The organism is Senegalia massiliensis (genome assembly GCF_900626135.1).
Lineage (GTDB): Bacteria > Bacillota > Clostridia > Tissierellales > SIT17 > Anaeromonas > Anaeromonas massiliensis.
On the sequence record NZ_LR130785.1, the window covers coordinates 1,618,831 to 1,632,386 of the forward strand.

The 13,556-nt window shown below is 27.7% G+C and carries 12 protein-coding genes; all 12 read left to right on the plus strand.

The annotated features are described in order from the left end of the window. The 12 genes from E0D94_RS08075 (at position 1) to ffh (ending at position 13,539) form a co-directional block, all read left to right on the plus strand. On the plus strand, positions 1 to 996 hold the full coding sequence (locus tag E0D94_RS08075; RefSeq protein ID WP_130806885.1) for a beta-ketoacyl-ACP synthase III: 996 nt from the start codon (positions 1 to 3) through the stop codon (positions 994 to 996). A gap of 16 nt (positions 997 to 1,012) precedes the next feature. Continuing rightward, a complete protein-coding gene (fabK, locus tag E0D94_RS08080) occupies positions 1,013 to 1,951 on the plus strand; it encodes an enoyl-[acyl-carrier-protein] reductase FabK (RefSeq protein ID WP_130806887.1) in 939 nt (312 codons plus the stop codon). A gap of 16 nt (positions 1,952 to 1,967) precedes the next feature. Next, complete coding sequence (gene fabD, locus E0D94_RS08085) at positions 1,968 to 2,894, plus strand: ACP S-malonyltransferase (protein ID WP_130806889.1); 927 nt, start codon at positions 1,968 to 1,970, stop codon at positions 2,892 to 2,894. Positions 2,895 to 2,913: 19 nt separating this feature from the next. After that, complete coding sequence (gene fabG, locus E0D94_RS08090) at positions 2,914 to 3,657, plus strand: 3-oxoacyl-[acyl-carrier-protein] reductase (RefSeq protein WP_130806891.1); 744 nt, start codon at positions 2,914 to 2,916, stop codon at positions 3,655 to 3,657. Between the two features lie 19 nt (positions 3,658 to 3,676). Next, entirely contained in the window at positions 3,677 to 3,904 is a 228-nt protein-coding gene (gene acpP, locus E0D94_RS08095) for an acyl carrier protein (protein ID WP_130806893.1), read from the plus strand. Between the two features lie 57 nt (positions 3,905 to 3,961). Further along, positions 3,962 to 5,203, plus strand: coding sequence for a beta-ketoacyl-ACP synthase II (fabF, locus tag E0D94_RS08100; protein WP_130806895.1), 1,242 nt, complete (start codon positions 3,962 to 3,964; stop codon positions 5,201 to 5,203). A gap of 129 nt (positions 5,204 to 5,332) precedes the next feature. After that, positions 5,333 to 6,049 (plus strand): ribonuclease III, encoded by a 717-nt coding sequence (gene rnc, locus E0D94_RS08105; protein WP_130806897.1) that lies wholly within the window; start codon positions 5,333 to 5,335, stop codon positions 6,047 to 6,049. Beyond that, complete coding sequence (locus tag E0D94_RS08110) at positions 6,046 to 7,119, plus strand: elongator complex protein 3 (protein ID WP_130806899.1); 1,074 nt, start codon at positions 6,046 to 6,048, stop codon at positions 7,117 to 7,119. Before rnc ends, E0D94_RS08110 begins: the two co-directional genes overlap by 4 nt. A gap of 13 nt (positions 7,120 to 7,132) precedes the next feature. Next, on the plus strand, positions 7,133 to 10,717 hold the full coding sequence (gene smc, locus E0D94_RS08115) for a chromosome segregation protein SMC (protein WP_130806901.1): 3,585 nt from the start codon (positions 7,133 to 7,135) through the stop codon (positions 10,715 to 10,717). A 13-nt stretch (positions 10,718 to 10,730) separates the two neighbouring features. Then, entirely contained in the window at positions 10,731 to 11,726 is a 996-nt protein-coding gene (gene ftsY / locus E0D94_RS08120) for a signal recognition particle-docking protein FtsY (protein ID WP_130806903.1), read from the plus strand. A 95-nt stretch (positions 11,727 to 11,821) separates the two neighbouring features. Continuing rightward, the gene (gene ylxM / locus E0D94_RS08125) at positions 11,822 to 12,196 is read left to right on the plus strand and encodes a YlxM family DNA-binding protein (protein ID WP_130806905.1); all 375 of its coding nucleotides are present in this window, start codon (positions 11,822 to 11,824) and stop codon (positions 12,194 to 12,196) included. Then, positions 12,196 to 13,539: a signal recognition particle protein gene (gene ffh, locus E0D94_RS08130; RefSeq protein ID WP_130806907.1), complete on the plus strand. Its 1,344-nt coding sequence runs from the start codon at positions 12,196 to 12,198 to the stop codon at positions 13,537 to 13,539. The genes ylxM and ffh overlap by 1 nt, the downstream gene beginning before the upstream one ends. Positions 13,540 to 13,556 lie beyond the last annotated feature (17 nt).

Genomic DNA, 13,556 nt, shown 5'->3' on the forward strand with positions numbered 1-13,556 from the left:
ATGGAAAGAGAATTTGGCATTGGAATTATTGGTACTGGAAGTTATGTTCCTCAGAATATAGTTACTAATAAAGACTTAGAAAAAATAGTAGATACTTCAGATGAATGGATAACTACTAGAACTGGTATAAGAGAAAGAAGAATTCTAGAAAAAGATAAATCAACATCTTATATGGCAAAAATAGCAGCAGAAAGAGCTATAGCTTCCTCTGGTCTAAATTCTCAAGATATAGATATGGTAATAGTAACTACTGTTACACCGGATATGGCTTTTCCATCTACAGCTTGTATAGTGCAAGAACAATTAGGACTTAAAAATGCGGCTGCATTTGATTTGGAGGCTGCATGTACTGGTTTTATTTATGGTTTAACAAATGCATATGCATTTATTAAGTCAGGACTTTACAAGAACGTATTGGTAATTAGTGCTGATAATTTAAGTAAAATTGTAGATTGGGAAGATAGAAATACTTGTGTATTATTTGGAGATGGTGCAGGTGCAGTAGTTGTTTCTAGTGTAGATTCAGGTAAAGGTATATTATCAATGGATATTGGTGCAGATGGTTCTGGAGGAGAACTTTTAACTCAACCTGCAGGAGGTTCACTTAATCCGTCTACTGAAGAAACTGTAAAGAATAAATTGCATTTTATAAAAATGGAAGGCAATTCTGTATTTAAATTTGCAGTGAAGACTATGGCACAATCTTCAAAAAAAGTAATGGATGATATAAGTTTTAGTATATCAGATATAGATCACTTAATACCTCATCAAGCTAATATGAGAATTATTGAATCAGCTTCAAAGAGGCTTAAAATTAATAAAGATAAGGTATGTATGAATTTAGATAAATATGGTAATATGTCATCTGCTTCTATACCGGTAGCATTAGATGAAGCTGTAAGAAACAATACAATTAAGGATGGAGATAATGTAATATTAGTTGGTTTTGGTGGAGGATTAACATGGGGTGCTACACTTCTTAAATGGACGTCATAAATATTAGGAGGTTTATATGTTTGAAAATAGATTAGTTAAATTATTAGGAGTAAAATATCCGATTATACAAGGTGGGATGGCTTGGGTAGCTACTGCAGAACTTGCAGCTGCTGTCTCAAATGCTGGCGGTCTTGGGGTAATTGGTTGTGGTGCTGCTCCAGTAGAAGTTGTAAAACAAGAAATACTTAAAGCTAAAGAAATGACAGATAAACCATTTGGGGTTAATGTTATGCTTTTATCCCCACATGCTGATAGTATTATGGAAATGTTATATGATGAGAAAATAAGTGTTGTTACTACTGGAGCAGGTAATCCAGGCAAGTATATAGATAAATTAAAAAATGTAGGAACAAAAGTTATTCCAGTAGTTCCCTCTGTAGCACTTGCAAAAAGGATGGAAAAAGTAGGTGCTGATGCTGTAATTGTTGAAGGGACTGAAGCAGGAGGACATATTGGTGAACTTACTACATTAGCCATAGTACCTCAAGTTGTAGATGATGTAGATATACCAGTTATAGCAGCTGGAGGAATAGCAGATGGTAGAGGATTTATGGCTGCTATATCTTTAGGAGCAGAAGGTGTACAAATCGGAACTAGATTTGTATGTTCTAATGAATGTATTGCTCATGATCAATACAAAGAAAAAATTGTGAATTCTAAGGATAGAGATGCTATAGTTACTGGAAGAATAACAGGACATCCTGTAAGGATAATAAAAAATAAACTTTCAAGAAAAATAATTAATTTAGAAAAAGATATTGAAAATAAAGATGAAATTGATAAATTGACAATAGGATCTCTTAAAAAAGCAGCTATTGATGGAGATGTGGATTTAGGTTCAGTAATGGCAGGACAAAGTAGTGGTCTTATTAAAGATATAAAGAGTTGTAAAGAGATAATAGAGGATATAATAACTGAAGTTGAAGATGTAAAAGAAAAATTATGTAAATTTTAGCGAGAGGTGAATATTTATGAAAACCGCATTTGTTTTTCCGGGTCAAGGCTCGCAGTATGTAGGTATGGGAAAAGATTTTTATGATAATTTTGAAGTATCTAGAGAAGTATTTGATATGGCAAATAAAGAATTAGATTTCGATATTATTGAATTATGTTTTAATGGATCAATGGAAGATTTATCACTTACTGAGATAACTCAACCAGCAATATTAACTACTTCTTATGCAATACTAAGAGTTTTAGAGCAAAAAGGTTTAAAAGCAGATGTGACTGCGGGACTTAGTTTAGGTGAATACAATGCACTTTTATATGCAAGAGCTATAGATTTTTCAGATACAGTAAAGTTAGTACAAAAAAGAGGAAAGTATATGCAAGAAACTGTACCTGAAGGTAAAGGTAAAATGGCAGCTCTAATTGGAATGAGTATTTCAGATACAGAAAAATTAATAAATGACTTAAAGGGTGAAGGCATTATAGAAGCTGCAAATTATAATTGCCCTGGGCAAATAGTAATTACAGGAGAAAAGGATATAATAGAAAAAGCTGTAGAAATGGCAAAGGAATATGGAGCTAAAAAAGCAGTATTATTACCTGTTAGTGCACCTTTTCATTCTTCACTATTAAAACCAGCAGGTGAAAAGTTAAAAAAAGATTTAGAGAAAGTGTTAGTTGAATCACCTAAGGTAGATGTAATATCAAATGTGACAGCTGATTATATTAGAGATAACAATATAAAAGATTTATTAGTTAAACAGGTGTATAACTCAGTTTATTGGGAACAATCAATAGAAAAGATGTTAAATGATGGTGTGACAAACTTTATTGAGATTGGACCTGCAAAATCACTTTCAGCATTTATTAAGAAAACAGCCAAAAAGAAAAAAATAAAAGTTAATATAAAAAATATAAGTAAGGTGGCTGATTTAGATAATTTAGTATGAAATAAAGGGAGTGATTTAAATGAAAATTGATAATAAAAATGTTATAATAACAGGAGGTTCTCGTGGTATTGGTAAAGAGATAGCACTTACTCTAGCTAGAAATGGTGCTAATGTTATTATTAATTATTTTAACAATGAAACAAAAGCATTAGAAGTAGTAGAAGAAATAGAGAGAATGGGTAGAACAGCTTTTGCAATTAAAGCAGATATTTCAAATGTTGATGATGCAAATAACTTAATTAAGCAATCATTTGATAGATTTGATAAAATTGATATATTAATTAATAATGCTGGTATTACAAGAGATAATTTACTTATGAGAATGTCTGAGAAAGAGTGGGATGATTGTTTAGAAATTAATCTAAAAGGAACTTTTAACGTTACTAAGTCTATCATAAGAAAAATGATAAAACAGAAATATGGAAGTATAATAAATATTAGTTCAGTTGTTGGAATAATGGGTAATGCTGGACAATCAAATTATGCTGCTTCTAAAGCAGGTATAATAGGTTTTAGTAAGTCAATTGCAAAAGAAGTAGGCAAAAAAAATATAAGGGTAAATGTTATAGCGCCTGGATTTATAAAAACAGATATGACTGACAAACTAAATGAAAAAATAAAAGATGAATATCTAAAAGGTATAGCCTTAAATTCATTTGGAGAAGCAACTGATGTTGCAAATGCTGCTTTATTTTTAGCAAGTGATTTATCAAAATATATTACTGGTCAAACTATCGTTGTAGATGGTGGATTATCAATATAATTGAAAGGGGGTGTAATTAATGGTATTAGAAAAATTAAAAGATATTATTGCAGAACAATTAGATGTAGAAAAAGACGAGATAAAAATGGAGTCATCTTTTCAAGAGGATTTAGATGCAGATTCATTAGATGTTGTTGAGTTAATTATGGCTATTGAAGAAGAGTTTGATATAGAAATACCTGATGAAGATGCTGAAAAGATTTCAAAGGTAAAGGATGCAGTAGATTATATAAATAACAACAAATAATATGTAGGTCCCGTTAAAGCGGGGCCTTAATATTAGAACTCTTTTGGGAGGAATATTATGAATAATAGAGTAGTTATAACAGGAATTGGAGTTATTAGTCCTATTGGTATTGGAAAAGATACTTTTTGGGAATCATTAGTTAATGGTAAAAGTGGTGTGGATTATATAACAAAATTTGATACTGAAGATTACCCTACTAAAATAGCTGCAGAAGTTAAAGATTTTGATCCTGTAAATTATATAGACAAAAAGGACGCAAAAAGAATGGATAGATACTCTCAGTTTGCTGTTGCAGCATCTAAGATTGCAATTCAAGATTCTAAAATTAATTTAGATAAAATTGATAAGGAAAGATTTGGAGTTATTTTAGGTTCAGGAATAGGTGGAATAGAAACATTTGAAACTCAGAATGAAAAGTTAATTAAAAAAGGACCTAAAAGAATAAGTCCATTTTTTATACCTATGATGATTGGAAATATGGCTGCAGGACAAGTAGCTATTGCTCTTGATGCGAAAGGTCCTAATGAAACTATTGTAACAGCATGTGCTTCTTCTACTAACGCATTAGGGGATGCATTTAAGACGTTAGAACGAGGAGATGCTGATATTTTAATAAGTGGTGGAACTGAAGCATCTATTACTCCCATAGCTTTAGCAGGATTTTCATCAATGAAAGCATTGTCTACTAATAATGATAATCCTAAAGAAGCTAGTAGACCATTTGATAAAAATAGAGATGGTTTTGTTATGGGAGAAGGAGCAGCTATATTAATATTAGAAACTTTGGAACATGCACAAAATAGAGGTGCAGATATATATGCAGAAATAGTGGGGTATGGTTCTACATGTGATGCAAATCATATAACAACACCTTTAGAAGATGGAAGCGGAGCAAGAAGGGCAATGGAAATTGCGATTAATGATGCTAATATTGATAAGGATGAAATTGATTATATTAATGCTCATGGAACTTCAACTCATTATAATGATAAGTTTGAAACTTTAGCAATTAAGAATTTATTTGGTGATAAAGCTTATGATATAAAAATAAGTTCAACTAAATCTATGACAGGTCACTTACTTGGTGCAGCAGGTGGAATAGAAGCAATAGCATCATCACTTGCAATAAAAAATAATATTATACCACCAACTATAAATTTAACTGAGAAAGATGAAGAATGTGATTTGAATTATATTCCTAATAAAGCTATTAATTATGAAGTAAAATATGCTCTATCAAACTCACTTGGGTTTGGAGGACATAATGCTACAATTTTATTAAAAAAATATGAAAAATAGAAGGTAGCGAATGCTACCTTCTATTTGCATTATATTAGAGAAATATAGTAAACTATAATAGGTATACTTAAAATTATCTTAGAATTTTCTAAAATAATTTTAAGTATATCAATAGACTGGAGGGATTACATGAAAGATTTGTCAAAAACAAGAAAAGAAAAACTAAAGCAATTTCAAGAAAAAATAAACTATGAGTTTAGTGACATTACATTATTAAATAAAGCATTGACTCATAGCTCATATGCAAATGAATTTAAAAGTAAAAAAATATTATATAATGAAAGATTAGAATTTTTAGGTGATTCAGTATTAGGTTTAGTTATAAGTGATTACATTTTTAATAAATATAAAAACTTTCCTGAAGGCGAATTAACAAAAATAAGAGCATTAACAGTATGTGAACCTTCATTAGCTGAGAGATCAAAAAAATTAAACTTAGGAAAATTTATGTTATTGGGAAAAGGTGAAGAAGCTACTGGTGGAAGAACTAGAATAAGTATATTATCTGATGCTTTTGAAGCTGTAATAGGTGCAATATACTTAGATGGTGGTATGAAAGCTTCAAAAAAATTTATATTAGATAATTTACTTGAAACTATAATAAATGCTGTTAATGGAGAGATGCTTCTTGATTATAAGACTGAACTTCAGGAAATAATACAACAAGATTCAAATAGCAATATAAAATACAATGTGGTAAAAGAGGAAGGGCCAGATCATAATAAAAAATTTTATGTAGAAGTTTCAAATAATAATAAGGTTTTAGGAACAGGAAAAGGTAATAGCAAAAAAGAAGCTGAGCAAAATGCTGCTAAATTTGCTCTGAAAAAGGTTAATAATAAATGAAAAATCATTATATAATACCTATATTTATACCTCATAGAGGATGCCCTCATGATTGTGTTTTTTGTAACCAGAGAAAAATAACTGGATTAGATACTGAAATAACTTCTGAACAAATAATTGATATTATAGAAGGACATTTAAATACTATAAGTGATAGTGTACTAAAAGAAATTGCATTTTTTGGAGGAAGTTTTACAGGATTGGATTTAAAAGTACAACAATCTTTTTTAAATATTGCTAAAAATTATAAAGATGAGGGAAAAATAGATAAAATAAGATTATCTACAAGACCTGATTATATTGATAAAGAAATTATAGAAAATTTAAAAGCCTATGGTGTTGATATAATAGAGTTAGGGGTACAATCTTTAGATAAAGAAGTTCTTAATTCAAGTAATAGAGGACATACTGTCGAGGATGTTTATAGAGCTGTAGATATGATAAAAGCCAATGAATTTGAACTAGGACTACAAATGATGGTAGGACTAGTAGGTGATACATATAATAAATCACTATATACTGTAAAAAAATTCATAGAACTAAATCCAGACTTTGTAAGGATATACCCTACTTTAATAATAAGACAAACATATTTAGAAACTTTATATATAAAAAAAATATATAAGCCATTTACACTTGAAGATACTATAGATTATATAAAAGATTATTTAATGCTTTTTAAATATTTTGATATTCCAGTAATAAGGATAGGTCTTCAACCTACAAAAAATATATCCTTTGAAGAAGATGTAGTTGCTGGTCCTTTACACCCATCAATAAGACAAATTATTGAATCAAAATTATATGGAGAAATAATAAAACTAATGTTGATTGAAAAAAGATTTAATACAAATAATTTAATTATAAAATTAAATAGTAAAAGTGTTTCACAATTTGTAGGTTATAAAGGTGAAAATTTAAAGAAACTAAAAAAGAAATATAATATAAAAATAATAGAAACTAATAATGTAAATAAAATAGAAATTAATGATGGATATGAAAAATATTTATTAGATGAAAAATATTTCATAAAAAAATATTTATGTAAACATAATATAATTTGTTCATAAAGAGGTAGATAATATGTATTTAAAAAAAATAGAATTACAAGGATTCAAATCATTTGCAGATAAAACTACAATTGATTTTGAAAAGGGAATAACAGGCGTTGTAGGACCTAATGGTAGCGGAAAAAGCAATATATCTGATGCTATAAAATGGGTCTTAGGAGAACAAAGTGCTAAGTCATTACGAGGTAGTAAAATGGAAGATGTTATATTTTCTGGAACATCTAAAAGGAAAGCATTAGGTTTTAGTGAAGTAACTCTTATTTTGGATAACAAAAATAACGAGATACCAGTTGATTATTCTGACGTAAGTATTACAAGAAGAGTATATCGTTCAGGAGAAAGTGAATATTATATAAACAAAACATCAAGTAGATTAAAAGATGTTAAAGAATTATTTATGGATACAGGTGTAGGAACTGATGGTTATTCTATAATAGGACAAGGTAAGATAGAAGAGATATTATCAAGTAAAACTGAAGATAGAAGAAATTTAATTGAGGAAGCAGTTGGGATTGTAAAGTATAAGTCAAGAAAGAAAGAATCAGAAAAAAAGTTAGACAAAACCAATGATAATTTAATCAGAATAAATGATATTATAGAAGAACTTTCAACAAATATAGATTCTTTGAAAGATCAAAGTGATAAGGCTAATGAGTATTTGCAATTAAGATCAAAGTTAAAATCTTTAGAGGTTAATTTATTTGTTAGAGAAATTAATAGGCTTAATGATGAAATAGAGCACCTTAAAGCTCAAAAAGAATTAGTATTAAATCAGTATTCTGAGAATGAAGAAAATAGAAAACAAATAGAAATAAAATTTGAAAAAGCAAAAAGTCTAATTGAAGAAATAGATAATGAAATAGAAAATATTCAGAATCAGAAACAGACTCTTCAAAGAAATATAGAAAAAGAAGAAACGGATTTTAAGATAAAGAAAGAAAAAATTTCATTTTTAAATAAAGATATTGTAAGATTAGATTTAGAATTAGAAGAAAATATAGAATTAACAGATGAAAAGCAAGATGAATTATTATATTTAAAAAAAGAAAAAGAAAAGATTAATACAGATATTTCTTCTCTGAAATTAAAATCTGATGAAATAAATAGATTATTAAATCAAAATGAATCCTATATAAAATCTTCTGAGGAAAATATTGAAAAGAAGAAAACTGATATTATAGAGATTTTAAATAATATAACAGAGAAAAAAGGTAAAATTAATACGATAGAATCTTTTATTAAAAATATTGATAAAAGAATAAAAGGTATATTGGAAGAAAAAGAAGAGTTAGATAGAAAAAAGGATTCTATCATAACAGAAAATGATAATATTGGATCAGAGTTAGAAATATACAGAAAAAAAATAAAGAATTTAGAAAATCAGAAAAATAAACTTTTAACAGATAAAGAAAAAAACAAAAGAGATATGGATGAATATATAAAACGTATTAATGATTTAAAGTTGAAAATTGATTCTAATAAATCAAGACTTAAAATGCTTAATAATATAAAAGAAAGGTATGATGGATATTATAAAGGCGTAAAAAATATTTTATTAGCTTGCAAAAAGAACTCATCTTTTTCAAAGGGATTAAAAGGTGTAGTAGCAGAATTAATAACTACTCAAGAAAAATATGAAAAGGCAATTGAAATAGCATTAGGAGGTTCATTACAAAATGTTGTTACAGAATCAAAAGAAGATGCTAAGAAATTTATTGATTATCTAAAAAACAATAAATTAGGAAGAGTAACATTTCTACCACTGGATTCTATAAAAGCAAGAAAAATTAATAATGATATGAAAAAAATATTGTCTCATGATGGAGTATATGATTTAGCTTCCAAATTGATAAGTTATGATGAAGAATATACAAATATATTTGAATATTTATTGGGACGAGTTATAGTTGTAGAAAATTTAAAAGTAGGTATATATGTATCAAGAATGTGCAATAATTCCTATAAAATAGTAACGTTAGAAGGAGATGTAATAAACCCTGGTGGCTCAATGACCGGAGGAGATTACAAAAATAATAATTCTACAAGTTTAATAGGTAGGGATAGAGAAATTGAGGAATTAAAAAATAATATAAAAAGTAATGAGAAAAAATATAATGAAATTATTCAGAAGTATTCTGATCTAAAAAAACAGATACACAAAGAAGAAGAAAAATTAGATAATTTAAATGAAAATATAAATAATCTAAAGATAGATATAAATAGCAAGGAAAATAGAAAAGAAAACTTAAAAGAACAAAGGGATGAAATTGAATATAGAATAGAAAGATTTTCTAAAGAATTAAATAATTTAGAGTTGGAAAAACAGAACTCTATAAATACAATTATGGAAACTAAAAAAATAATAAAAGAATTAGAATCTAAAAATAGTTTTACTAAACAAGGTGTAGAAATTGATTTAAAAGATTTTAATGATAAAAAGGAAAAGGTTAAAAAGTTAAATGATGATATAACTAAACTTAAAATTGAATTAGCATCATTTGAACAAAGACAAAAAGAAATTTCTAATACTTTGAAAAGATTAAATTTAGAGATTGATTCATTAAAAACTAAAAATGAAACCATAAAAAAAGAAATAAAAACTAAGGAAGATGATATAAAACATACTGAAATATTATTAAATGATATAGATAAAAAAAGGATAGAGCTTAAAGAAAAGCTTAATAAGTCGAATTCAATATTAGTAGAGTCTAAAAATCAAAAAAAATTATATCTTGATAATTTTTACAAAGAACAAGAAACTCTAAAGAAAATGAATGAAAATATATCATCTTTACAAAAAAGTATTAATAAAATAGATGTAAAAATGACTAAGTGTGAAACTAGTTTAGAAAACTTTAATAATAAATTATGGGAAGAATATGAATTAACTTATCAAATGGCATTGGAATATAAAGAAGAAATACAAAATGTTACTGAGGTTCAAAAAGAGATAAAAAATTATAAGATAATGATAAAAAAATTAGGTAATATAAATATGGATTCTATAGAACAATATAAAGAAATATCTGAAAGATATGAGTTTTTAAATACTCAAAAAGAAGATTTAAAAGAAGCAAAAGTAAATCTTGAAAAAGTTATTAGAGATATGGAAGATAAAATGAAAGAATTATTTGTAGAAAAATTTAAAGTAATAAATAAAAACTTTAAAAGTATATTTGAAAAATTATTTGGAGGAGGAAAATCAGATATATATCTAGTTGACGAAGATAATATTTTAGAAAGTGATATTGAAATAATTGCTCAACCTCCAGGTAAAAAACTTCAAAATATAAATTTACTTTCTGGAGGAGAAAAATCTCTTACAGCTATTTCATTATTATTTGCAATTTTAAAGCTTAAACCTACTCCATTCTGTGTATTAGATGAAATAGAAGCAGCTTTAGATGATGCAAATGTAATAAGGTTTTCAGAATATCTAAGGGAATTTTCTGAGAAAACTCAATTTATAGTTATTACTCATAGAAAAGGAACTATGGAATCTGTAGATTCATTATATGGTGTTACTATGGAGGAACATGGAATAAGTAGATTATTATCAGTGAAATTATCAGAGTTATTAGAAGAAAAAGCAAGTTAATAGGAGGAGAAATATGTTTGATAATTTATTTAATAAAAACAAAGAAGAATCAGAAAAAGTAGAAGAAAAAGAAGAGTTACAAGAAGAGAAAAAGGGTTTTTTGGGTAGGTTAAAAGAAGGGTTAGAAAAAACAAGAAAAGGCATAACTGATAAAGTAGATGATATAATTAAACATTATCATAAAATTGATGAAGAACTATTTGAGGAACTTGAAGAAGTGCTTATAATGGCAGATGTTGGATTTGAAACAACTGAAACCATAATAGAAAATGTTAAAGATAAGGTTAAAGAAAGAAAGTTAACTGAGGCTACAGATGTTAAAGATGTACTTAAAGAAGAATTAAAAGAAAGACTAGAAGATGTAGAAGGGGATTCTAAGTTGAATATAGAGCCTTCACCTTCTATAATATTAGTTGTAGGAGTAAATGGAGTAGGTAAAACTACTACAATTGGAAAATTAGCATATAAATTTAAGAACAATGGAAAAAAAGTTCTTATTGCAGCAGGTGATACATTTAGAGCAGCAGCAATAGAGCAACTAAATGAATGGACTAATAGATCTAATGTTGATTTAATATCACATAAAGAAGGATCTGATCCAGCAGCAGTTATTTTTGATGGCATACAAGCAGCTAAGGCAAGAAAGACAGATATTTTAATTTGTGATACTGCTGGAAGGCTTCATAACAAAAAAAATCTAATGAATGAATTAAATAAAATAGTTCGTATAGTGAATAGAGAATATCCTGATGCCACAAAAGAGATATTACTTGTAGTTGATGCTACAACAGGACAAAATGCAGTTATGCAAGCAAAAGTTTTTAAAGAAGCATGTAATGTTACAGGGATAGCACTTACAAAACTTGATGGTACTGCAAAAGGTGGGGTTATTTTTGCAGTACAATCTGAATTAAATGTACCTATAAAGCTTGTTGGAGTAGGTGAAGGAATTAATGATTTACAAGAGTTTGATAGAGATAATTTTGTAAATGCAATTTTTCCAGATTAAATGTTTGACAAATATAAAAAAATATTATACAATACATCTGTCAAGTTAATTACTTTACAGGTGTATTCGTTTATTTTAATGAAAAGGTTGATTTTATGTTTGAAAAGATAGTGGAGATAGGTTTATTATTTGATTTTTATGGGAAACTTTTAAGCTCTAGACAATTTCAAGCAATTGAATTATATTATATACATGATTTAACATTGACCGAAATTGGAGAACAATTAGAAATTAGTAGGCAGGGAGCATATGATTTAGTAAAAAGAGCAGAGTCTGTACTGTATAAATATGAAGATACATTAGGTTTAGTAAAAAGATTTGAGATTAATAGAAAAAAAGCAGAAGAATTAAATTATTTATTATATAAACTAAAAAACAACTCAGATATCATAAATAGTGAAAATAAAGAAATATTTGAAGATATAAATGGTATTGTTAAACAATTACTTGTAACTCAGGAGGTGAAATAATGGTTTTTGAAAGTTTAGGTGAAAAGCTTCAAAAAACTCTTGGAAAATTAAAAGGAAAAGGAAAATTAAATGAAAAAGATGTAAAAGCAGCAATGAGAGAAGTAAAATTAGCACTTCTCGAAGCAGATGTTAACTTTAAAGTTGTAAAGAATTTTGTAAACAAAGTTAAAGAAAGAGCTGTAGGACATGAAGTTATGGAAAGTCTTACTCCTGGTCAACAAGTTATTAAAATTGTAAATGAAGAACTTACAAATTTAATGGGAGAAAAAGAAAGTAAAATAAATTTTGCTGACAATCCTCCTACTGTAATAATGCTTTGTGGTCTTCAAGGTGCTGGTAAGACAACATTGTCAGGTAAATTAGGAAATTTACTTAAAAAGAAAGGTAAAAATCCATTATTAGTAGCTTGTGATATATATAGACCTGCAGCAATAAAGCAACTTCAAGTTGTTGGTGAACAAGCTAAAATCCCAGTTTTTACTATGGGAGATAAACAAGACCCAGTAAATATAGCAAAAGCAGGATTAGAACATGCAAATAAAAATGGAAATGATTTAGTTATTATAGATACAGCTGGACGTCTTCACATAGATGAAGGATTAATGGATGAATTAGGAAATATAAAAGAAAATATAAATCCTAATGAAATATTACTTGTAGTAGATGCAATGACAGGACAAGATGCAGTTTCAGTTGCTGAGAGCTTTAACGACAAGTTAAATATTGATGGAGTAGTACTTACAAAACTTGATGGTGATGCAAGAGGAGGAGCAGCATTATCTATTAGAGCAGTAACTGGTAAACCTCTTAAATTTGTTGGTATGGGTGAGAAGTTAGATGACTTAGAACCATTTCATCCAGATAGAATGGCATCACGAATTCTTGGTATGGGAGATGTTTTATCACTTATAGAAAAGGCTCAAGCAAATATTGATCAAAAGAAAGCCATGGAACTTGAAAGCAAATTAAGAAATCAGCAATTTACTTTTGATGACTTTTTAGATCAATTAGAGCAAATGAAAAACATGGGACCATTAAGTCAAATTTTAGAAATGATTCCAGGTATGAATAAGAAGCAAATGAAGAATTTAAATGTAGATGATAAAGAATTAGTTAAAATAGAAGCTATAATTAAGTCAATGACAAAAAATGAAAGAACAGACCCATCCATTATTAATGGTAGTAGACGAAAAAGAATTGCAAATGGAAGTGGAACTAATATACAAGATGTAAATAGACTGTTAAAGCAATTCAAAGAAACTAGAAAGATGATGAAGAAGTTTTCTAGCATGGAAAAAAGCATGAAAAAAAGGGGAAGTATGAACTTGCCATTTTTCAAATAATAAAGTATATAACTTTT

Coding starts and splice junctions, on each gene's coding strand:
- fabG (WP_130806891.1), top strand. CDS start 2,914: ATGAAAATTGATAATAAAAATGTTATAATAACAGGAGGTTCTCGTGGT.
- fabF (WP_130806895.1), top strand. CDS start 3,962: ATGAATAATAGAGTAGTTATAACAGGAATTGGAGTTATTAGTCCTATT.
- ftsY (WP_130806903.1), top strand. CDS start 10,731: ATGTTTGATAATTTATTTAATAAAAACAAAGAAGAATCAGAAAAAGTA.
- ylxM (WP_130806905.1), top strand. CDS start 11,822: ATGTTTGAAAAGATAGTGGAGATAGGTTTATTATTTGATTTTTATGGG.
- E0D94_RS08110 (WP_130806899.1), top strand. CDS start 6,046: ATGAAAAATCATTATATAATACCTATATTTATACCTCATAGAGGATGC.
- ffh (WP_130806907.1), top strand. CDS start 12,196: ATGGTTTTTGAAAGTTTAGGTGAAAAGCTTCAAAAAACTCTTGGAAAA.
- fabD (WP_130806889.1), top strand. CDS start 1,968: ATGAAAACCGCATTTGTTTTTCCGGGTCAAGGCTCGCAGTATGTAGGT.
- acpP (WP_130806893.1), top strand. CDS start 3,677: ATGGTATTAGAAAAATTAAAAGATATTATTGCAGAACAATTAGATGTA.
- fabK (WP_130806887.1), top strand. CDS start 1,013: ATGTTTGAAAATAGATTAGTTAAATTATTAGGAGTAAAATATCCGATT.
- rnc (WP_130806897.1), top strand. CDS start 5,333: ATGAAAGATTTGTCAAAAACAAGAAAAGAAAAACTAAAGCAATTTCAA.
- E0D94_RS08075 (WP_130806885.1), top strand. CDS start 1: ATGGAAAGAGAATTTGGCATTGGAATTATTGGTACTGGAAGTTATGTT.
- smc (WP_130806901.1), top strand. CDS start 7,133: ATGTATTTAAAAAAAATAGAATTACAAGGATTCAAATCATTTGCAGAT.